Genomic DNA, 19,934 nt, shown 5'->3' on the forward strand with positions numbered 1-19,934 from the left:
ATGCTACGCCGACGACTTCGTCACTCTGCTCCAAAAAATCAACATACAGAGCGTTGGCTTGTATCGTATGCCGATTACATGACCATTATGTTTGCTTTTTTTGTGGTGCTGTATGCGATAGCGATCAACAAAGAAGAACAATTTCAAATATTGTCAGACTCCCTTGAACACGTTTTTGATAAATCTGCCCGCCAGCACTCCCAGCAAGGTGAGGGCGTCAATGGTAATGGAATATTGACTGATAGAGTGACACCTGAACAAGAAGTTCTTTATGGTGAAAGTATTTTAAAAGAAGAACAAGGTCCAGAGTTACTCGATGGTCAAAGTGATACAAGTAACATACAACAGGAATATTTAGGTAAACCACTTGATAGCTTACTTACTAAACTGCAGTCAGCGCTTATTGATGAAATTCGTGATGGAGAAGCCAGTTTAGAGCTTAATCAAGATTGGCTGATTATAGAGCTAAGCTCAGGTATGTTATTTTCAAGTGGTAGCTCAGTTGCACACTCTAGGGCAAAGCAAGTCGTCAAAATTGTTAAAGATATTATTGCTCCAGTAGATAACTATATTAGGGTGCGTGGCTATACTGATGATGAAAGTATTCGCAATGAAATATTTCGCTCAAATTGGGAACTCTCGGTTGCTAGAGCAACATCTATTTTAGTAGAGCTGGAAGCATTAGGTATTAACTCTGCCAGAATGGCGATAGAGGGTTATGGTCAATATTCACCTTTTGTAAGTAACGATACAGAACAAGGGCGAGCAGAAAATCGTAAAGTTGTTATTGCACTTTCTAAGTATGGTTTACCATCAATACAAGACATTAAAGGTGATGAACAAGCTGTTAAGCCAGTAGCGGAAGAGCCTGAAATTGAGCTCCCTTCAGATGACGATACAATAAAAATAATTCGTTTGCCTCATGGTGGTATTCGCATAACAACGCGCAATGAACAGTAATTAGGATGTAATGTGAAGATTTGGACTGTCGCAAATCAAAAAGGTGGTGTTGGTAAAACAACAACAGCAGTAAGCCTTGCTGGTATTTTAGCTTTGCAGGGTAAGCGTGTGTTGCTTATTGATACAGACCCTCATGCATCACTCACTTATTACTTTGGCATTGACTCAGAAGATTTGGAAGTCAGTGTATATGATATTTTTGCGCGTGGCACGAGCATGCAAAGTGAAGAGATACTTCAAGCTTTATGTCCATCAACACTTGAAAACCTAGATATTTTACCTGCAACAATGGCGATAGCCACGCTTGATAGAAGCATGGGTAATAAAACAGGTATGGGATTAATACTAAAAAAAGCGCTTGCAAAAATCAGTGAACATTACGATTATGCCATTTTAGATTGCCCCCCAGTTTTAGGGGTGTTAATGGTTAATGCGCTTGCAGCAAGTGAGCGAATTTTAGTGCCAGTGCAAACGGAATTTTTAGCACTGAAAGGGCTTGATAGAATGATGCGCACTATGGAATTAATGCAAACCTCTCAAGCGAAAGATTATCAATATACTATAATCCCTACTATGTATGATAAACGAACAAAAGCATCGTTAGAAGCATATAAAACACTGCAAAGTACGTATGGTGATAAAGTCTGGCCAGGTGTGATACCGGTAGATACTAAATTTAGAGATGCAAGCTTTGCGCAAAAAGTGCCTGTAGAGTATTGTCCTCGTTCGCGTGGTGTATACGCATATAAAGCACTGCTAGAATATTTAATTGAACAAGGTTAATGAATGAGTAAGCAATTATTTGCTAATGAAAAAGTAATGAAACAATACCTAGGGGCTTTGTTATGTGAAGACGAGCCTGTAGATAACCTTGAGCCAGTCGCAAAATTACTTGAGCAAATGCCACACGACTCGCAGCAAGAACATATTCATTTAAAACCAAAAGAACAGATAAAAGCGGCAGAAAAAATATTTGATCAAGATTTACTTAATTCTGAAATTAAGCCAATAGTTGAACCGATTTTTGAAGCCGCAAAAGTTAATAAAGCCATTGACGATGAAGTAATAGAGTCGATAAGTACGACTACAGAAGAACCAGAACCACAGATTATAACCACCAGCCAATCTGACTATTTTGATGGTGAATTTCAGGCATTATTTTTTGAAGTTGCTGGTTTAACATTGGCTGTGCCATTAAAAGCATTAGGCGGTATACATCAATTAGGTGAAGTAAATCATTTATTTGGTAAGCCAAAGTGGTTTAAAGGCGTTATGCTCAACAGAGAAGAAAAGCTTAATGTTGTTGATACTGCTCGTTGGGTAATGCCAGAAAAGTATGATGATAAATTAGAGGCGTCTTTAGATTATCAGTATTTAATTACCTTAGGTGATAGCCAGTGGGGCTTATTAGCTGAAAAGTTGATAAATAACATTACATTGAGTAAAGAAGATGTAAAATGGCGTACAAATAAAAGTAAGCGCCCATGGCTTGCTGGTGTTATAAAAGAAAAAATGTGTGCTTTAATAGATGTAGATAATTTAAATATATTATTAGAGAAAGGCTTAGATAGCCGTCAGTAGTAACGACCATTACGGGGTAATAGCATGAATCAAGATAAATTACTGTCAGCAAATAAAAACGCAGATAATAATGATGAAATTTTACAGTGGGTTACGTTTAAGCTAGAGGAAGAAACCTACGGCGTAAATGTAATGCAAGTACAAGAAATACTTCGTTATACAGAGATAGCCCCTGTACCAGGTGCACCTTCTTACGTTATTGGTATTATTAACTTACGCGGTAACGTTGTAACTGTTATTGATACTCGTGCACGTTTTGGTTTGTTAGCTGCTGATGCAACCGATAATTCTCGTATATTAATTATTGAAGCTGAAGAGCAAGTTATCGGCATTTTAGCCGACAGCGTATCTGAAGTCGTTTATTTACGCAGCTCTGAGATCGATAGTGCACCAAATGTTGGTACTGAAGAAAGTGCTAAGTTTATTCAAGGCGTTTGTAATCGTGATAATGAGCTACTGATTTTAGTCGATTTAAACAAGTTACTCAGCGATGATGAATGGGATGAGTTAAGCGATATATAAGCTTTACCAAATAAATTATGCTGTTACTTAGTATAGCTATATCAGCGTTAGCGGTAGGACTTATATCGCTTGCGCTAATAATTGCATTAAAAAACAAACAAGTGAATGAAGTTAATGCTGTATTACAGCAGCTTAAAGATAGCTCAGAGCAAACTCATATTTTGCGAAGTGAAATTTCAGAGCTTAGAACAGGGCTTTTAAGTATTGGTAAGCGAGTGCTTGAGGTTGAGCAACAAAATCAAGATTTAATACAACAACAAGCTGCGCAAAAATACGATGACCCTGATGCTAAAATTTACTCTCGTGCAGTAAAAATGGTTGAGTTAGGTGCGGACCTCGATGAGGTGATACGCGAATGCGAATTACCGCGAGCAGAAGCCGAATTACTATTTTCACTACATAAACAAAAAGGCGCTTAGCGCCTTTTTAGTTATAAGCGTGTAAATAATCTCACGCTTTAATATTTAACTTACCTTGAAAGTCTTGCCAGCCTGGCGGAAATTGACCTCTTAATACATACGAAAACGCAATAAGCTCTGCAATTACATAATAAAGCTCTTTAGGGATTTCTTCCCCTAAGCTTAAATGCGACAACGTTTTAGCAAGCGCTGCATCTTCGTGGATCATAATTCCTTTTAATTTTGCCGCTGCAATTATTTCGTCAGCTAACTCACCAAACCCTTTTACGCTTACAGTGGGGGTGTTGCCAGCTTCGTATAAAAGCCCAATGGCTGACTTATTAATAGGTGTATCACTCATTACTAAACCTTAATATTAATAATTGCATGAGATTTATAAAATGCCTGATTATTTGCATCGCCTCGCTTTAAGTTGAGCTCTCCAACCTGTAAACCATGCTTAGCTAGTTTGGATCTTAAATTATCTAAGTGAGGGTGAGCAATTGCGCTTACTTCTTGGCTTGAGGCTAATAGCTGGCAATCGAGTGCTTTATCCATTAACTCAGCGGTAATCTGTAATTGCCCAATCTGTGCATAATCAAAGTTTAGCCTGACAAACCATACATTTTTATCTTCTAATTTATCTGCGCTTGGCTTTTTATATTGCCCCAATGTTATTTCTGTTTGGGCGGCCTCAGGCGGCAATTTCATTGGTAATAAAAATTGTGCAAGCGGGTTTGTGTCTGGTTGTTGACTTGGTGTTGAAACACTTACTTGGGTAAGTGTGTTTTTAACTTGTACGATTTCGCTAGCCAATGCTTGAACTTGAGCTTGCTGCAGTTGCTCAAGTATTTTTGCTCCCGCGTTTCCTGTTTTAAAAGTAGGTATGAGTACTTGTAAAAGTGCATCTAAGCCAGTTTGGTTATTAAAGCTTATCGGTGTTACTGATTGGCTAATTATAGGGGCTGCTAAAATACTCACTGCAACTTGTTCAAGTCCTTTAGTGAAGCTACTTTGTAGTGTATCACCCGTTAATTGAGATGGTTGTAAGGTGGCTAATACTTCACGCTGTATGGTCGCAGGGTTAACATTATTACTTGAGATCATGCGATTAAATGCTTGGTTAATTAAGCGAGTTAAATCGGGCGTGTCTTTTGTTGCTCTATTTGTAATGTCAGTAATTTGACTACTTAAAAGCTGTTTGTTACCAGCTAATCTATCCGTAGGGATTGTGGTATCAGGAAGCTTTAATAATGTGCTTAATAGCTTTGCTTCTATTGGTTGTAGCATTTGACTACGAGAGGCAATATTAGATAACGGCTCTGCTAATGGGAGAATGTTTTTAATCGTGGCTGAGTTTGCACTGTTTTGATTGTTGCCGTTTATTACTGGTTGCACTGAAGAGGTTATTTGCCCTTTAGTAACAATTTCACTTGTAGGCTTAATTAACGTATCAACTTTACTGTTAGTACTAATATTCAGAGCACTCAATTGACTCGCGTTTAAATTACTTGGCTTAGCGCTCGCCACTCCATTTTGAGTAATATTATTTGGCGTTGGCGTTGGCGTGTTAGCTGTTGTTATATTTGTAGATGATTGCCAAACACTAACACTTCCTTTTATTTGCTGAGTTAATTGTACAAGTGGCGGAAGTCTTGAAAAGTGCTCTGGTAAGGTATTGCTCGTATTACTATTTAACGCAGTACTTACATTTTGGGTAATATTCACTCTATTCAACGGTGATACTGTTAATTGCATAACTAAGCTCGGCCTTTGTATCGCAGATGATGCAGACGGCGGCATTAACTCAGATTTATTTGCTGCTGCAAAGGGCTTACTTTCAAAATATTTAACTGCATCATTAATTCGCGTTTTAAAATCACTAAAGCTATTTTGTAGCCACGATTTTATTGGGCTATTAGGTGTAAGCAGTGGGCTTGCTTTAATAGTGGACGCAGAAAAAGGTATTTCAGGGACACTGCTTTTTTGCGCTAAAAGTAACTCGTTAAACGGTTTAGAAAATGAGTTATTAAGCGTCACTTTTATATTATTAGTATCGGTTTTAATAAGTAATTTATCAGCCTGATTTATTAAATTTACCTTAATGGGGGTATTGGGTAGTTCACTAACTTGTTGATTAGTAATAGGCGTTGTAAACGAACCTGACTTTTGAGGATGGGTCAAAATAGCTAGTTTAGGTGTTGCTTGAAGTTGCGCACTAGGTAATAAGGCCACGAGTAATTTAGTAAGTTTAGTTTGGCTAAGTGGTTGCGTATGAATTGTATCTGCAAAGCGATTAATAACATTAAGCTGTGCGCCTTTGTTAGTAGTACTAACAACTACTTTTAAAGGCTGCTCGGTTAAAAGTAACTGCGCTACGTCTTTATTTATGGCAATACTGGCGTTAAGTTTATCAATTACTAATTTTGGGGTAGGGGACATAACCACTTGTAAATCCATTGGTTGGCTTTGTACCTCAGTGCCCGTGCTTACATAATTTAATAAACGCTGTAATTGTACTGGTTGATTTAAAGTAAGGGTTGTAGTGTTTGGCGTGATGTTGAGCTGTTTGCCATCGGGATTAAGTTGTATGTTAGCACTGGCTATTTTTTGTAAATTTTGAGGTGCGCTTGTAGTGCCAAGTCTTAATGTCTGCCAATGTTTATCAATAAATACATCAAGCGTAATCGAGTCTTTCGAAAATTGAATGTTTTTAGCCGCAAGTACCTCATTAGGTAATTGCGATAACTCATTGGTTTGAGGGTTCGTCGATTGATTGATAACCAATGAATTAGATAATGTTATTTGCGTTGGCGTATTCATTATTTTAAATCAAGTTTTCTCTATTTTAAGTGAATCGATTTTAAAGCAATATTCGTATTACCCTATCATTATGGTAGACTAACGCCTAATTTTTGGCAGAGAGAATCGTCATCTTGTTACACATTAAGTCCGTCACCTGCATCAAGCAAGATCGTTGTTTGTTTGCGGATCTTAATTTTAGCCTTAATAGCGGTCAAATCATGCAATTAGCGGGCCCTAATGGGGCTGGTAAAACATCGCTATTGCGTATTATCGCAGGCTTTTCTGTGCCTGATGAAGGAGCTGTTTTATTTCAAGAACAGCCTATATCTAAGTATTACGAAGAGTATGCCAGAGAACTACTCTTTATAGGCCACAAAACAGGTGTAAATACTCAGCTTAGTGCCGTTGAAAATGTTCGTCATTGGTTACAAATTAATGGCTACATAAACCAGCCTGACTTGTATCCCATTTTAGCGCAACTTGGCCTTGTTGGACTTGAAGATGTACCGGTTAGAATGTTATCTGCTGGACAACAAAGACGTGTAGCTTTGGTTAGGCTTTGGTTAAGTGATTCTAAATTATGGGTACTTGATGAGCCATTTACCGCGCTTGATAAAAGCGGTGTTGCTTTTTTGCAGCACCGATTTACTGAACACTTACAAAGCGGTGGTGCTATTTTATTAACGACTCACCAAGACTTAACGACCCATTTTAGTAACTTGCAAACGGTTACACTGGAGTATCGTCACTAATGACTCGTCAACATTCTTATTGGTTGCTATTTAGTGCGGTATTTACCAAAGATGTAAAACTTGCGTTTCGCCAGCGCGCTGAAATTGTAAATCCTATTTTGTTCTTCTTAATTGTAATTTCATTATTTCCGTTAGCAATCGGGCCTGAGCCTGGTTTACTAGCGAGAATGGCACCGGGAATTATTTGGGTTGCCGCATTACTTTCTACCATGCTGGGCTTGGATAAACTGTTTAGAGATGATTTTAATGATGGCTCATTGGAGCAGTTAATTGCATCGTCTTACCCGTTATCGTTAACCGTACTTGCTAAAGTGGCTGCTCACTGGGTGGTAACAGGTTTACCGCTTGTATTAATGACGCCGCTATTTGCATTGTTGTTAAACCTAGAAAGTACGGCGTTAACAGCGACTGTTTTAACATTATTATTAGGCACTCCACTATTGAGCTTTATTGGCGCAATAGGCGCAGGGCTTACTGTAGGATTACAAAAAGGGGGTATTTTGATGAGTTTACTCGTACTGCCTTTGTATATTCCTGTTTTGATTTTTGCAACGTCGGCTATCGATACCAGCTCTATGTCGCTGGATTATAGTGGGCAGCTTGCCATCCTTGGTGCAATGTTACTTATTGCTATTATTAGCGCACCAATTGCCATATCGTCAGCTTTAAAAGTGAGTGTAAGTTAATGTGGAAGTGGTTACATCCCTATGCTAAAGCAGAGCGTGCATACCAGTTATGCAATACGTTACTGCCTTATTTTGCCGTAGTTACTGTAGTTAGTATGATTGTTGGATGGGTATGGGGGCTTGGTTTTGCACCTGCCGATTACCAACAAAAAGACAGCTACCGTATCATTTTTATTCATGTTCCTTCCGCCATTTTATCTATGGGCGCTTACTCATCAATGGCTATTGCAGCTGTTGTTGCACTTGTATGGCAACTACGAAATGCCGAACTTGCCGTTATTGCTATAGCGCCTGTTGGTGCTTGTATTACAGCTATAGCGCTTATTACTGGCGCTGCATGGGGTAAACCTATGTGGGGTGCTTGGTGGGTATGGGATGCGCGTTTAACGTCGGAACTTATTTTATTATTTTTATATCTTGGCGTGCTTTCGCTTTATCATGCATTTGAAGATAAGAAGTCAGCAGGGCGTGCGGCTTCTATTTTAGCTATTGTGGGCGTAATCAACTTACCTATTATTCATTACTCAGTTGAGTGGTGGAATACGCTACACCAAGGCGCAAGCATTACAAAACTAGACACCAAAGCAATAGACCCAAGTATGTTTTGGCCACTTATGGTTAATATTTTAGCCTTTGCTGCTTTTGTAGGAACAGTAACTTTAATTCGTCTTAAAAATGAAATTTTGCAACGCGAAAAGCACCGACCGTGGGTGCGTTTGTTGTTAAATAAGGGGTAATTATGCAGTTTGACTCTTTTTCTGATTTTATTGCAATGGGAGGCTATGGGTTCTATATCTGGCTTTCTTTTGGTACATGCGCTCTTATTTTACTTGGTATTTTAGTGAACTCTTTAAGAGATACTAAACGTATTATGGCTTCAGTTGAGCAACAAATAATACGTGAAGCGCGAATTAAAAAAGCTAAACAGGAACAAGCCTCATGAATCCAAGACGTAAAAAGCGCCTATTGGTAATTATTGCCGTACTGTTTGGTATTGGTGGATCAATTGGTTTAGTGCTTTATGCACTTCAAGAAAATATTAATCTTTTTTATACGCCAAGCGAACTTATTGATGGCAAAGGGCCTAATAAAGAAAAACCATTCATTGGCCAAAAGCTACGTATTGGTGGCATGGTTGTACCAGGCACGGTTGAGCGTAATGAACAGAGCTTACAAGTAAGCTTTAAGCTAATTGATACAGGTCCATTAGTGACCGTGCGTTATCAAGGCATATTGCCAGACTTGTTTCGTGAGGGGCAAGGCATTGTAGCGCAGGGCGTATTAATCGAACCTAATGTTATTGAAGCATTTGAAGTACTTGCAAAGCATGACGAAGAATATATGCCAGCAGAAGTTGCAGAGGCAGTTAAAGGTATTAAGCACGAAAAACCAAAATACAACTTAGATAGTGGTAATTAGCTATGATCCCAGAAATTGGTTATTTTTCTTTAACGCTTGCCATGGTGCTAAGCGTTTTACTGTGTATTTTTCCTCTTTGGGGCGCGCATACCGGTAATCTTCGATTAATGCGTGCAGCTCCCTCTTTAGCAATTGGGCAATTCGCTTTTGTTTTAATCTCTTTTGCAGCACTTATTTACGCCAGTGTAACGGATGATTTTACCGTATCATATGTGGCATATCATTCAAGTAGTACACTGCCTTGGTATTACAAAATCACCTCTACATGGGGCGGCCATGAAGGCGCTATTTTACTGTGGTTAGTAATGCAAGCTGGTTGGACTGCCGTTGTCGCTGCGCGTTCTAAATCATTACCTTGGGTGCTACGTGCTCGCGTATTGGGCGTACTTGGTTTTTTAGGTGTAGGTTTTATGATGTACACCTTACTACTTTCAAGCCCGTTTGAGCGCCTACTCCCTTATTTCCCTGTTGAAGGGCGTGATTTAAATCCGTTACTTCAAGATCCGGGCATGATTATTCACCCGCCATTACTGTACATGGGTTATGTAGGGCTATCAGTTGCTTTCTCTTTTGCTATTGCTGCGTTGTTAACCGGTAAGCTTGATAACACATGGGCTAAGTGGTCACGTCCGTGGACAATGACTGCATGGGGCTTTTTAACTCTAGGAATCACAATTGGTAGCTGGTGGGCATATTCAGAGCTTGGCTGGGGCGGCTGGTGGTTTTGGGATCCAGTCGAAAACGCATCATTAATGCCATGGCTTGTAGCTACAGCATTACTACACTCATTAAGCGTAACCGAAAAACGTGGTGTATTTAAATCGTGGACCGTACTACTTGCTATCGCAGCATTTTCATTAAGCTTGTTAGGCACCTTTATTGTGCGCTCGGGTATTATTGTATCGGTGCATGCTTTTGCAACAGACCCTGATAGAGGCTTATTTATACTCGCCTTTTTAGGCATCGTTGTAGGTGGTGGCTTAGCGTTATATGCACTGCGTGTATCGCAAGTACATAGTGAAGGCCGATACAAGTTTGTATCACGCGAAGTGGCGTTATGGCTCAATAATATATTTTTAGTAGTTGCTACATTAATCGTATTGCTGGGTACGTTATTACCTATGGTTCATAAAGAAATGGGCTTGGGCAGTATTTCTATTGGCGAACCATTTTTTAATAAGATGTTTGCAATAATTTTAGTACCATTTGCTATTTTGATGGGTATAGGACCATTTTTACGCTGGAAGCAAAATAAATGGGCTTTCTTACAAAACAAAATATTAATGGGCGTATTAGCCAGTGTAGTGATTACCTGTGCTTGGTTGTTTTCAAGTTACGATTTAGTAAAACCACTTACGCTACTGGCCACTACGCTTGCGGTTTGGATTGCAATATCAACTGGGATCGACATTTACACTAAAGCCGCAGTGCATGGCACCTTAAAAGAAGGTTTAAAACGCTTAGGTGTAAGTTACTGGGCTATGGTGCTTGGGCATATTGGTATTTCGTTTGTTATTGCAGGTGTAACGCTTACATCGGCGTATTCAGTTGAGCGTGACGTATCGATGAAGCAAGGCGATACAGTTCAGCTTAACGAGTATGAATACCGTTTTGATGGTGTTAAAACTATTCGCGGGCCGAACTACAGTGGTCATGCGGGTGTTGTATCGGTGCTTAAAAACAATGAGCTAGTAACACGCTTACATGCCGAAAAACGTAAGTATGATATTGGTATGCAGTTTATGACCGAGGCGGCCATAGATGCAGGCTTTACACGTGATTTATACTTAGCGTTAGGTGAGCAGTTGAGCCAAGGTGCATGGTCACTTCGCATTTATCATAAACCGTTTGTTCGTTGGATGTGGATTGGTGGTGTGCTTATTTCCCTAGCTGGATTTATGATTTTATTTGATAAACGCTACCGCACATCAGCTAAAACAGCGCGTAGAGCTGCATCGGAGAATGTTTTATGAACCGTAAAATTTTAGCTATTGCGCCGCTTTTAGTATTTGCTTTTGTATGTGTATTTTTATACCAAGGCCTTTTTGCTAATCCTCGTGAAATTCAAACGGGTCGGTTAGGTCAAGAAATGCCAGCATTTAATCTACCTGATTTAATGCAAGATATTAAGCCGTGGACCAACGAGTCTTTAAAAGGCGAAGTTTACTTACTAAATGTATGGGGTACTTGGTGCCCAACATGTTTAGTTGAACTTGGTTATTTAACTAAGTTACGTGAGCAAGGCGTTAAAATTATTGGGCTTTATTACGTACAAGGTTACGATGCTGACTTTGATGGCCCTTTTGATATGCAATCACTTCGCAGTGAAGTGAGCGATATGCTGCAACGTGCGGGTGACCCATATCAATTTAATATCTTAGATTTACATCGTACTTTGTCGTTGGATTTAGGTGTTTCAGGTGCGCCTGAAACATTTTTAGTCGATAAAAACGGCACTATTTTATTGCATCACACGGGCGATATAAACCCGCGAGTATGGCGTGCTAAATTTGCGCCAATTATGCAGGAGCTTAAATAATGAAATGGTTACTACTTACGCTTAGCCTTTTTGTAAGCATCTGTGCGTTTGCAGAGCAAGATCGCTATCAATTTGATAACAACAAACAAGCAATATTGTTTGAAGAGCTAACTAAAGAGCTGCGCTGTCCTAAGTGTCAAAATCAAAACATTGCGGACTCTGACGCTGTGGTTGCTAAAGACTTGCGCGATAAAGTACTCGTATTGGTTAAAGAAGGTAAGAGCAAAGACGAAGTGATTAATTACATGATTGACCGCTTTGGCTATTTTGTTCATTACGACCCACCAGTTACACCAGCGACTTTAGTACTTTGGGTATTACCTGTATTAATTGTCATAGTCGGCTTTGGTTTTATTGTTATTCGCCAGCGAAAAGCATCAGTAAAACAAACGTGGAGCAGTGACGACGAAATGTTGTTAGCTAAGCTAATTGAACAAAATAAACGTCAGGAGCAAAGTTAAATGATTTTAATGTGGGCGTGTTTTGCTTTACTCACACTGGTTGCTCTTGGGTTTGTGATGTTGCCTTTTTTAAAAAAAGAGCGCGTTCAAACAATTACTCATAACGCCAATGCTGAGTTAATTAGCATTTATGAGCAGCGTTTAGTTGATTTACAAACCGATTTAGACAATCAGCGTATTGATACCGTAAATCATGCAGAATCAATTATTGAATTAAAACGCCGTTTATTGAATGAGTTATCACCAGAAAAATCACTAAACAGCAAAGGTAATAATCGTATTTTTGCTTTAACTGGTGGCGCATTTGTTCTTGCTCTAACAGGTGTTTTTTATGGTTTAACGGGTAGTCAGCAGCAAATTTCGGCTTGGCATGATGCAATGGATAATTTAGCTGATTACGGCGAGCGTGCTGTAATGCAAAAAGGTGAGCCGCTTAGCCAAAATGAGCTGCAGGCTTTTGCATTGGCGCTTCGTACTAAGCTTAGCCGCTCTGGTGATGATGAAATTGCTTGGATGCTACTTGGTCGAGTGGCTATGTCGCTTAATGAATTTGATATGGCGCAGCAGTCATTTGATAAAGCACTGCGTATGAACCCTGATAATATGCAGGTACTTATTAGTTACAGCCAAGTTTTATTACTAGAAGGCAGTGAAGCTAATATGACCCGCGCGGCAGGTATGCTCTCAAAAGTACTAAAAGTTGAGCCTACCAATTTAGATGCAATTTCGTTATTAGCACTCATTGCTTATGAACGTAAAGATTGGCCGCAAGCCAAAGCCGCTTTTGAGGTTTTATTAGCGAGTATGCAAGAGAATGACTCACGTTATAGCATGATCTCTGAGCGTATTAGTGATATAGAACAGAAAATGCAAAGTGAAGGCTCTGTTATACCTACTACTATCAGTAACAGCAGCACGATTGCGGTTACCGTAGATATTGCAAAAGAGCTTATAGATAAACAGCCAAAAGACGGTATTTTGTTTATATTTGCAAAAGCAGCAAGTGGTTCGCCAATGCCATTAGCTGCTGTTAAACTCGCTAAATATTCATTTCCAATTACTGTTGAGTTAAGTGATAGTAGTGCAATGGTTGCAGGGCTTAACTTATCTAGTGCAGAAAATATTATTATTTCGGCGCGTATTTCTATAGATGACTCGGTTATGCCAAGTTCTGGTGAGCTAGAAGGTCATTCAGAGTCGTTAAAGCGTGAAAGTGTAAGTGACTACAAACTTCAAATTGATACATTAATACCTTAAGGACGTTAGATGTTAAAACACAGTTTTACTTTTTTATGTTTATTGATACTAGCCGGGTGTGCTCAAGTACCACAAAGCAAAGTAGATGACAGAGATCCGCTGCAAAGTATTAATCGTCCGTTATACGACTTTAATATGGATGTACTGGATGCTTATTTATTGCGCCCAGTTGCTGTAGGTTATGTTGAAGTAACGCCTGTACCGGTAAGAAACGGTATTGTTAATTTTACAGGTAATATTACAGCACCTGTCGATATGATTAATGCGGGTTTGCAAGGTAAACCGGGTAATGCAAGTGTGAGCTTAGCGCGTTTTTTAGTTAACTCTACGGTTGGTATTTTTGGTATTTTTGATGTAGCCAGTTCACTTGGTCTTGAAATTGTAGATGAAGACTTTGGACAAACGTTAGGTGTATGGGGCGTGGGTGATGGTGCTTATTTAATGCTACCTGGCATGGGTCCTACAACAGCACGTAACCTGACCGGTGATGTAGTCGACAACTTTGTATTACCTGAAGTTGCGCTAACGACTCCACAAACTATTCTAGTGTTTGTTTTAAAAGCAGTTGAGGCGCGTGCATCATTAATCCCACAAGAAGGGTTATTAAATGATTCACTTGATCCGTACTTATTTGTAAAAGATATTTACTTCCAGCGTCAGATTTATGAGCTGTACGATGGCAACCCACCAATAAAAGAAGAGCCAGCTGATTTTGATGAAGACTTTTTAGAAAGTTTATAATTGAAAAGCCACTCATAAAAACGCCAGCTAAATGCTGGCGTTTTTATTTGCTGTTTATATATTTAACCTGAACTCTGGATAATAAATCTATCTCGAGCAGTTATTTTCAGCGCTAACTACGTTGAATTTACTTGCAATAGGCTAACTATTGACGCGTAAGTTCGCCTTGTTTTCACTGAAAATCTCTGGCTAGAGAAAAATAAATTTAAATATCATTATGATTTAATATATTAGTAAATATCTTAACCAGAGTTCAGGTAGTTTATTTTTCGTTCACTACTAACTGCATTTGTTCATTAACCCAAGCTAGCGCTTCATGATAAGCATCGGGAACTTTTTCACCTAGATTTAGCTCTTTCGTTAGCTCGTTTGCAGCTGACCAGTTTGCTTGTTCGTAGTATTTAACTAAGTTTAAATATTTTGCTAGCAAGCCTTCATCGTTTAATAGCGCTGCTTTTATATCATTAGAAAGTGGAAGCTTTTTCATTACGCTTTCCATACTCTCATCTAAAATAGCATCCATTAGCGACATCATACCGGTTAAAAATGCCATGCCGGTATCTTTAAACTGCCCATGGGATATAGCGAGCAATTCAGCAAATCGAGCGCGCGTAAGCGATAGCCTAATTAGCTCTACAGGTTTGTCTGCTGATACTTGTGCTGCAAACAGTAGTGACAATAGCTTTTTAATTTCATTGGCGCCAAGCACTATAAGAGCTTGCTTAATGGTACTTATTTCTGCGCGTCTTGCAAATGCGGCAGAATTTGAATACCTAAGTAATTTATAAGATAGGTTTACATCACGTTCAAACACATCAGTGATTTTCTTAAGATCCATATCAACACTTGATGTTTCGTAAAGTAATTCAGCTAATGCCATTTCTGAAGGTGGTAGAGCCTTACTTTGTACCATTTCAGGTTTTGAGAAGAAAAATCCTTGGAAATAATCAAACCCAAGCTCTAAAGCTTGTTGGTAAATTTCATAGGTTTCTACTTTTTCGGCAAGTAACTTAATATGTGAGTGCGGTTTTAAATCGTTTAGAACCGTTTTTATTGTATCTATATCGGATGCTAAAAAGTCTATTTTAATAATATCAATAAATGGGTAAAAATGACGCCATACAGGTTGATGAATATAGTCATCAAGAGCAATAGTGTAACCTTTATCTTTTAAATCTTTAACGATAGCTAATAAACGCTTACCAGGCTGGATAGTTTCAAGTATTTCTACAACTATAGTGTCTTTACCTAGTAGTGTAGGGTAACCCTTTGATAGTGTTTCTAGGGTGAAGTTTATATAGGCAGGTTTATTGTCAGTTAAATCTTCTAAACCAAAATTAAACTGGCTACCCTCTATAAGTCGTGTTGTTGCTTCGTCACCATCTATATCGGGAAATACGTTATCAACGCCATCACGAAATAAAAGCTCATAACCGATAAGTTTTTTATCTCTATCTAAAATCGGTTGACGTGCAGCGTAAAAATACATAAACAGTTCCGTAAGAGTGATGTAATTGGGTATTGTAATAATATATGGCAAAAGATTCAAAATAGCATTACGTATATTTGCATGATTAATAAATTATCATTATAAATTAAGGTGTTTCTTCTATTTAATTCATTATATTTTACCAATTCGCTTTAAAATTATTCAACATGAGTATTTTTGTATCAGCTGGAAGCAACAAGTTGGAGATTTTATTGTTAGGCATGATATAGTCAGCGAGAATGGTTTTTATCCTAATAGTGTCTTTATTATAATATTTTAAGAGTCAATATTCGGATCAAGAGCCTGTTATTAATAATTATGCGGAGGCTAATTTGGAAACAGGAATGATTATTTCACTAGCATTATATTTTGTTGTAATGTTAGGTATCGGACTATATGCATATAAGCAATCTACTGGCGATGTATCAGGTTACATGTTAGGTGGACGAAATCTATCACCAAGTGTTGCTGCACTATCTGCAGGTGCATCTGACATGAGTGGCTGGATTTTAATGGGCCTACCTGGTGCGATGTTTGTTACTGGTTTTAGTAGTACATGGATAGCAATTGGTTTGGTGATTGGTGCTTGGTTAAATTATCTGTTAGTTGCACCTAGATTACGTGTGTACACTGAAAAAGCAAATGACTCTATAACAATCCCAGATTACTTCTCAAATCGCTTCAATGATAAGTCAAACTTATTACGTGTTGTATCAGCTGTTGTGATTATAGTCTTCTTTACTCTTTATACATCATCTGGTGTTGTAGCTGGCGGAAAACTATTTGAAAGCTCATTTGGTTTAAGTTATGAAGTGGGTTTATACATTACAACGGGTGTCGTTGTTTTATACACTTTGTTTGGTGGTTTTTTAGCGGTTAGCTTAACTGATTTCGTGCAAGGTTGTATTATGTTCATCGCACTGATTCTAGTGCCTACTGTTGCATACTCTTTACTTGAACAACCTCTAGAATCTACTTTACATAGTGTAAATCCAGATATGCTTAACTGGATTGGAGCAGGCTCTGCATTGGGTATTATTTCTGCAATGGCATGGGGTTTAGGTTATTTTGGTCAACCACATATCATCGTTCGTTTTATGTCGGTACGTAGTGTTAAGGATATGCCTAAAGCTCGCCGTATTGGTATGACATGGATGATTGTTGCTGCCCTTGGTGCTGTTGGTACTGGTATATTTGGTGCTGCTTATACTTATGAAAATAATATTGTGGTTGAAGATCCTGAAACGATTTTCCTAATTCTTTCTGAGTTATTGTTCCACCCACTTATTGCTGGCTTTTTACTAGCTGCAATTTTGGCTGCTATCATGAGTACTATCTCATCGCAATTGCTAGTAAGCTCAAGTTCATTGACTGAAGATTTATATAAAACATTTTTACGTAAAGATGCTAGCGACTTTGAATTAGTTACTGTTGGTCGAATTAGCGTTGCCGTAGTGGCTATGTTTGCTATTTACTTAGCTTACGACAGAGATAGCTCTATTTTAGACCTAGTAAGTAATGCATGGGCAGGCTTTGGTGCTGCTTTCGGTCCATTGGTACTGTTCAGCCTTTACTGGAAACGTATGAATTTTGCCGGTGCGTTATCGGGTATGTTAGTAGGCGCGTTTACAGTGCTTGTTTGGGTTTATGGTCCGTTTACTATTAATGGTGAAAGCTTAAGTAGCTTTATGTACGAAATAGTACCTGGCTTTATTTTATCTAGTATCGCAATTGTTGTTGTTAGCTTAGCTACAAAAGAGCCAGAGCAAAACATTACCGCTTTATTTGATGAAGTAGAAAAAGAGCTTTAAATAGCAATTACTACTCATTTTTGAATGAGTAGTAATTAATACCAATCCGCAATAATACTTAATCATTTTGCGGGGCTAATGTGTCGCTACTGGCGTTAAAAAATTATCATTTAGAACAACTAAATATCGAATTTTTTGCCTAGCTATCAACACGTTTTTTTACCCTCAAAATAGATCACTTAATTAAGTGAATTGGTATAATAAAAAAGGGAGCAACTTAGTTGCTCCCTTTTTTATTTAGTTTGTCCCGTCCGAGGAAAGGGCAATCTACGAATTAACTTGCTTTTTTATCGTTGCTATCTTCAATTGATGCAACATTATCTGACTTTTTACTTTTTGCTGGCGCTTTGGTAACAACTGGATCTTTGCCGCCCTTTAATATGGTCATAAAGTCATCTTTGCTTTTCGCTATTTCTAAAGCAAGTGATTCAATTTGTTGCTCACTAAGCGGTACGTCTACCTTTTCTAGCATTAGCTCAAGTGATTCTGCTATATCGAGCATCTTGTCATAAGCATCAGCTTCTTTTTTGGTAGTAAACGTCATACGCTCGACTCCGTTTCGTTCTACAACATATTTAACAACAACAGCCATGATTTCTCCTGCAAAATTGCTTGGCACCGTGGTTTGTAAAAACCATTAGATTACTGTTTTTATGTACAGTAATGGTTTGGGCGTAAATTTGCAAGCGCGAAGTATTAATTTTTAGGTGTCTTAAATTTGACAAAAAACGGTAACTTTACTTTAGTTAAGCAATCACTTGTTGTACCAGCTGCATTTTCAGGATTTCGGATCATAGTGATAATGCGCTTAGGTACACTTTAAGTGATGAACTTTACAGTTCCTTATTTATTGATTTCCTGAGCAATACTCAAAATTAAGAAAAGAAGAATAAGGGCAAGTTTAATGAAAACGTTAAAAAATTTACTCATCATAAGCTTATTATGCTTACTACCTGCAACTACCGTATATGCACAACTATCGGAAGTAACCAAGCAAATGCCTCAAGTTGAGACAATTAGTATAAATAATGCTGATGCAGATATGCTTGCTAAGCTACCGGGTATAGGTAAGAAAAAAGCGCAGGCAATTGTGGATTATCGTGAAGAAAACGGTGAATTTAAAAGCGTCAGTGATTTATCGCAAGTTAAAGGAATTGGTAAAAAACTATTAGCTAAATTAGAGGGGAAAATTTCACTTTAAAGCTATTAAGTAATAATCAGGGCGCTATGCGCCCTGATTAAATTGTTTTAATGCATCGCTTAAGTGCTTTTTAGCAAAGTTAATTTCAATAGGTGTTGTTAATAGCGGATAGCAAAGCCCACCAAGTATCAAAAACGGGATTAATATCCAACCTTTAAATACCGTGAATATTAAAAATAGTGGACTTAGTAATATTAATTTAATAATACGTAGTAACACTTTATCAGTTGGCGATAACATACTTAACGAAAGTGCTATTACGTCCTGGCGCTTGCGCACTTTTAAGTGTTTAAGATCATCTAATTGGCTTGAAAAAAAGGTAAACATATTAAATCGATTTTTTTGTTATTAAGCGGCTAATCACTAAAGCAAACAAAGTGATTGAGAATAGCGCAAATATAATTTCCATCCAAGCAGGCATGCTCAAACCAATAAACTGCCAATCTATATTTCCACAATCCCCGGTCGCCTGAAAAAAGCTAGGTATCCATTCGTGTAACGGCATAAACGATGGGAAGTTTGGTTCAAACTCACAGCTAAATGCAAAAGGGTCTGTGGTGGTTTGCATATCAATATGCTCGCGAGCTATAAGGTATCCCCAAACACTCGATACACCCCAAATTACATACGCTAATATACGAACTGCTTTGCTCTGTGGTTTAGTCGAACCTACAATGCCTGCACCTAATAAACCCAGTACAGCGGTACGTTGATATATGCACATTATGCAAGGCGCCAATCCCATTTGGTATTGAAAGAAAAGGGCGGTCACTTCAAGTAAAAAAACGATAGCTGTAAATAAAAGCCACGGGGTACGTTGGGTGGGTAATTGCGCAAGCCAGTTCATAAAAATTCCGCGTTTAAATAAGATGTTAGATTATGACCTAGGATAATGTATGCGGCAACAAAAAGGAAAAAAAAGCTACCGAAGTCGCTTTTTATAAGATGAAATTATTGACTACTCAATACAGCCTCAGCAGAGGTTACATGGCGCTCTACTTAGTTCCCATTGATACATAAGCTAAGTTATATCGCTTACTTATACAACATTGGTGCATTGCCTAATCACTTCTTTAAAGTTGCTGTTAGAACGCTCTGTTGCATAGGTGTTCCTTTTTAATGTACTTATGTGTATTAAGTTGATTCAGCTAAGTATGGTGTAAATAAAAATACCAATAATTACAATGTACCTACAATGAATATTGCTCTGTATATTTATACATTGTAGCGATATTAGAAAAACCTAAATTTTATTATTTATTAATCTTTAATTTCTACTCATTTGCTTATTAATATATCTGACTTTACTTGT

The 19,934-nt window shown here is 38.2% G+C and carries 23 protein-coding genes; 17 read left to right on the plus strand and 6 right to left on the minus strand.

From position 1 onward, the window contains the following. The 5 genes from GQR52_RS12745 to GQR52_RS12765 are packed head-to-tail and all read left to right on the plus strand — an operon-like array spanning window position 1 to window position 3,482. Complete coding sequence (locus GQR52_RS12745) at window positions 1–960, plus strand: flagellar motor protein MotB (RefSeq protein ID WP_165728702.1); 960 nt, start codon at window positions 1–3, stop codon at window positions 958–960. Between the two features lie 12 nt (window positions 961–972). Beyond that, the gene (locus GQR52_RS12750) at window positions 973–1,743 is read left to right on the plus strand and encodes a ParA family protein (protein WP_007585827.1); all 771 of its coding nucleotides are present in this window, start codon (window positions 973–975) and stop codon (window positions 1,741–1,743) included. A gap of 3 nt (window positions 1,744–1,746) precedes the next feature. Continuing rightward, on the plus strand, window positions 1,747–2,541 hold the full coding sequence (locus tag GQR52_RS12755; protein ID WP_165728703.1) for a chemotaxis protein CheW: 795 nt from the start codon (window positions 1,747–1,749) through the stop codon (window positions 2,539–2,541). A 24-nt stretch (window positions 2,542–2,565) separates the two neighbouring features. Continuing rightward, window positions 2,566–3,063: a chemotaxis protein CheW gene (locus GQR52_RS12760; protein ID WP_002959294.1), complete on the plus strand. Its 498-nt coding sequence runs from the start codon at window positions 2,566–2,568 to the stop codon at window positions 3,061–3,063. A gap of 17 nt (window positions 3,064–3,080) precedes the next feature. Further along, window positions 3,081–3,482, plus strand: coding sequence for a DUF2802 domain-containing protein (locus GQR52_RS12765; protein ID WP_024589935.1), 402 nt, complete (start codon window positions 3,081–3,083; stop codon window positions 3,480–3,482). A gap of 31 nt (window positions 3,483–3,513) precedes the next feature. Here GQR52_RS12765 and GQR52_RS12770 read toward each other — a convergent pair whose 3' ends face one another. After that, window positions 3,514–3,822 carry an EscU/YscU/HrcU family type III secretion system export apparatus switch protein gene (locus GQR52_RS12770; protein ID WP_024589934.1) on the minus strand — a complete coding sequence of 103 codons (309 nt, stop codon included), beginning with the start codon at window positions 3,820–3,822 and terminating at the stop codon, window positions 3,514–3,516. A 2-nt stretch (window positions 3,823–3,824) separates the two neighbouring features. Beyond that, complete coding sequence (locus GQR52_RS12775) at window positions 3,825–6,284, minus strand: flagellar hook-length control protein FliK (RefSeq protein ID WP_165728704.1); 2,460 nt, start codon at window positions 6,282–6,284, stop codon at window positions 3,825–3,827. A gap of 113 nt (window positions 6,285–6,397) precedes the next feature. Here GQR52_RS12775 and ccmA point away from each other — a divergent pair, with 113 nt between their 5' ends. The 10 genes from ccmA to GQR52_RS12825 are packed head-to-tail and all read left to right on the plus strand — an operon-like array spanning window position 6,398 to window position 14,121. Then, window positions 6,398–7,018, plus strand: coding sequence for a cytochrome c biogenesis heme-transporting ATPase CcmA (ccmA, locus tag GQR52_RS12780; RefSeq protein ID WP_165728705.1), 621 nt, complete (start codon window positions 6,398–6,400; stop codon window positions 7,016–7,018). Beyond that, window positions 7,018–7,704 (plus strand): heme exporter protein CcmB, encoded by a 687-nt coding sequence (ccmB, locus tag GQR52_RS12785; protein WP_024608159.1) that lies wholly within the window; start codon window positions 7,018–7,020, stop codon window positions 7,702–7,704. Before ccmA ends, ccmB begins: the two co-directional genes overlap by 1 nt. After that, complete coding sequence (locus tag GQR52_RS12790; RefSeq protein ID WP_007585844.1) at window positions 7,704–8,441, plus strand: heme ABC transporter permease; 738 nt, start codon at window positions 7,704–7,706, stop codon at window positions 8,439–8,441. Before ccmB ends, GQR52_RS12790 begins: the two co-directional genes overlap by 1 nt. Before the next feature lie 2 nt (window positions 8,442–8,443). Beyond that, window positions 8,444–8,647: a heme exporter protein CcmD gene (ccmD, locus tag GQR52_RS12795; protein WP_007585846.1), complete on the plus strand. Its 204-nt coding sequence runs from the start codon at window positions 8,444–8,446 to the stop codon at window positions 8,645–8,647. Continuing rightward, entirely contained in the window at window positions 8,644–9,123 is a 480-nt protein-coding gene (gene ccmE / locus GQR52_RS12800; protein WP_007585848.1) for a cytochrome c maturation protein CcmE, read from the plus strand. Before ccmD ends, ccmE begins: the two co-directional genes overlap by 4 nt. A 2-nt stretch (window positions 9,124–9,125) precedes the next feature. Next, a complete protein-coding gene (locus GQR52_RS12805; RefSeq protein ID WP_024592754.1) occupies window positions 9,126–11,096 on the plus strand; it encodes a heme lyase CcmF/NrfE family subunit in 1,971 nt (656 codons plus the stop codon). Next, window positions 11,093–11,662 (plus strand): redoxin family protein, encoded by a 570-nt coding sequence (locus tag GQR52_RS12810; RefSeq protein ID WP_165728706.1) that lies wholly within the window; start codon window positions 11,093–11,095, stop codon window positions 11,660–11,662. Before GQR52_RS12805 ends, GQR52_RS12810 begins: the two co-directional genes overlap by 4 nt. Then, window positions 11,662–12,123, plus strand: a complete 462-nt coding sequence (locus tag GQR52_RS12815) for a cytochrome c-type biogenesis protein (RefSeq protein WP_165728707.1) — start codon at window positions 11,662–11,664, stop codon at window positions 12,121–12,123. Before GQR52_RS12810 ends, GQR52_RS12815 begins: the two co-directional genes overlap by 1 nt. After that, window positions 12,124–13,380 (plus strand): c-type cytochrome biogenesis protein CcmI, encoded by a 1,257-nt coding sequence (gene ccmI / locus GQR52_RS12820; protein ID WP_165728708.1) that lies wholly within the window; start codon window positions 12,124–12,126, stop codon window positions 13,378–13,380. A 9-nt stretch (window positions 13,381–13,389) separates the two neighbouring features. After that, a complete protein-coding gene (locus GQR52_RS12825; protein ID WP_007585858.1) occupies window positions 13,390–14,121 on the plus strand; it encodes a VacJ family lipoprotein in 732 nt (243 codons plus the stop codon). Between the two features lie 262 nt (window positions 14,122–14,383). Here the strand turns inward: GQR52_RS12825 and GQR52_RS12830 are convergent, their stop codons facing one another. Next, the gene (locus GQR52_RS12830) at window positions 14,384–15,610 is read right to left on the minus strand and encodes an HDOD domain-containing protein (RefSeq protein ID WP_007584100.1); all 1,227 of its coding nucleotides are present in this window, start codon (window positions 15,608–15,610) and stop codon (window positions 14,384–14,386) included. A 332-nt stretch (window positions 15,611–15,942) separates the two neighbouring features. Here GQR52_RS12830 and putP point away from each other — a divergent pair, with 332 nt between their 5' ends. Further along, entirely contained in the window at window positions 15,943–17,421 is a 1,479-nt protein-coding gene (gene putP, locus GQR52_RS12835; protein WP_165728709.1) for a sodium/proline symporter PutP, read from the plus strand. A gap of 274 nt (window positions 17,422–17,695) precedes the next feature. Here the strand turns inward: putP and GQR52_RS12840 are convergent, their stop codons facing one another. After that, complete coding sequence (locus tag GQR52_RS12840; protein ID WP_165728710.1) at window positions 17,696–18,013, minus strand: YebG family protein; 318 nt, start codon at window positions 18,011–18,013, stop codon at window positions 17,696–17,698. A 312-nt stretch (window positions 18,014–18,325) separates the two neighbouring features. Between GQR52_RS12840 and GQR52_RS12845 the strand changes: the two genes are divergently transcribed. Continuing rightward, the gene (locus tag GQR52_RS12845) at window positions 18,326–18,622 is read left to right on the plus strand and encodes a helix-hairpin-helix domain-containing protein (RefSeq protein ID WP_165728711.1); all 297 of its coding nucleotides are present in this window, start codon (window positions 18,326–18,328) and stop codon (window positions 18,620–18,622) included. A gap of 24 nt (window positions 18,623–18,646) precedes the next feature. On the opposite strand, the gene GQR52_RS12850 is transcribed toward GQR52_RS12845, so the two are convergent. Then, a complete protein-coding gene (locus GQR52_RS12850; RefSeq protein WP_165728712.1) occupies window positions 18,647–18,949 on the minus strand; it encodes a DUF6170 family protein in 303 nt (100 codons plus the stop codon). Window position 18,950: 1 nt separating this feature from the next. Further along, on the minus strand, window positions 18,951–19,469 hold the full coding sequence (gene dsbB, locus GQR52_RS12855; RefSeq protein WP_165728713.1) for a disulfide bond formation protein DsbB: 519 nt from the start codon (window positions 19,467–19,469) through the stop codon (window positions 18,951–18,953). Window positions 19,470–19,934 lie beyond the last annotated feature (465 nt).

The organism is Pseudoalteromonas sp. 31A1, from assembly GCF_011378815.1.
Lineage (GTDB): Bacteria > Pseudomonadota > Gammaproteobacteria > Enterobacterales > Alteromonadaceae > Pseudoalteromonas > Pseudoalteromonas arctica.